Annotated in this window: 1 protein-coding gene and 1 pseudogene; both read left to right on the forward strand. The window is 82.5% G+C overall.

Features of this window, described 5'->3' with window-relative positions:
* A partial coding sequence (locus tag J5O08_RS20565; RefSeq protein ID WP_308281755.1) for a DegV family protein occupies positions 1-1,034 on the forward strand: 1,034 nt, incomplete at its 5' end.
* A gap of 250 nt (positions 1,035-1,284) precedes the next feature.
* A pseudogene (locus tag J5O08_RS20570) lies at positions 1,285-1,557 on the forward strand (hypothetical protein); the annotation flags it as partial.

A 1,557-nucleotide genomic window follows, 5' to 3' on the forward strand; every position in this document is an offset into this window, starting at 1 on the left:
CCGCCGGGCTGCGGATCGCGGTCGTGCCCCCCGCATGGGCCGAGCGCGTCGCGCGCCGGCTGCGGCGGGGGTCGCGCGCGGCCGACCCGGACCCCGCGCCCGCCGCGCCGCCGCGCGTCGCGGTCGTGACCGACTCGACGTCCTGCCTCACGGCGGCCGACGCGGCGGCGTGGGGGATCGACGTGGTCCCGCTCGACGTCGCGGCCGACGGCGAGCGGTTCCGGGACGGCGTGGACCTCACGCCCGACGGCCTCGTCGCCGCGCTGGGGTCCGGCCGGCGGGTCACGACGTCGCAACCGCCGCCCGCCGCGTTCGCCGCCGCCTACGAGGCCGCCGCCGCGCGCGGGGCCGCCGAGGTCGTCTCGGTGCACCTGTCCGGCGAGCTGTCCGGGACCGTACGCGCCGCCGGCCTCGCCGCGCAGCTCGCACCGCTGCCGGTGCACGTCGTCGACTCGAGGAGCGCGGGGCTCGGCCTCGGGTTCGCCGCGCTCGCCGCCGCCGAGGCCGCGCGGGGCACCGTGTGGGGCCCGGCCGACGGCACGACCGTGGCCGGCACCGCCGAGCAGGTCGGGCGGTCGACCGCCGCGTGGTTCGTCGTGGACTCGCTCGACCACCTGCGGCGGGGCGGCCGGCTGTCCGCCGCGGCGGCGGCCTTCGGGACCGTGCTCGGGCTGCGCCCCGTGCTGACGCTCCGGGTCGGGCGGATCGAGGTCGCCGAGCGGGTGCGGACCCGGCGCGCGGCGCGGGACCGGCTGCACGCGCTGGCCGTCACCGAGGTGGCCCGGCGGGTCGCGGCGGGGACGGGCACGACCGCCGGGGCGGGGCCGGACCAGGGCGTGGGCGTTCCGGGTGCCGCGGACCGCGCCGTGCGGGTAGGCGTGCAGCACCTCGGGCGGCCGGAGGCGGCCGAGGAGGTCGCCGCGCGGCTGCGCGCGGCGCTCGGGCTCGGCGAGGTCCTGGTGCGCGAGGTCGGGGCCGTGCTCGGCGGGCACCTCGGGGTGGGGGCGCTGGCGGTGACCGTCACCGACCGGTGAGCGTGACCGGTGGGCGTCGCGGACCCGGTGCCCGCACGGCTGCACGAGCGGGCGCCCCCGGGCGAGCGTGACCGGTGGGCGTCGCGAAGGGCGCGCCCCTCGCGACCGGTGGGCGTCGGGGACCTGGCGACGCGCCCGCCCGGCTGCGCGAGCGGGCGTCGAGCCCTCCACAGGTCGCCGGTGGTGCGTCGTCCCCAGGTCCTGCCGTCGGGGCGGTCCGGGACCGGGGGCCCCGCCCTAGCGTCGCGGCATGACCTGGTACGACGGTGGCCCGGCGCCCGACCCCCGGCACGACGGCCCGGCGCCCGGCGCGCGGGACCACGGCCTGCCCCGCGACCCCCGGCACGGCGGCCCGGCGCCCGACGTCCGGCCCGACGGTCCGCCCCGCGACCCCCGGCACGACGGTCCGCCCCGCGACCCCCGGCACGAGGGGCTGCCGCGCGGCGCGCCGCACGACCGGCCGGCGCCCGTGGTGGCGGCGCAGACCGCGCCCGAGGACGTCGCGGCGGCGCACGGGCCGGTG

The sequence above is a fragment of the Cellulomonas sp. PS-H5 genome (assembly GCF_019265565.1).
GTDB lineage: Bacteria > Actinomycetota > Actinomycetes > Actinomycetales > Cellulomonadaceae > Cellulomonas.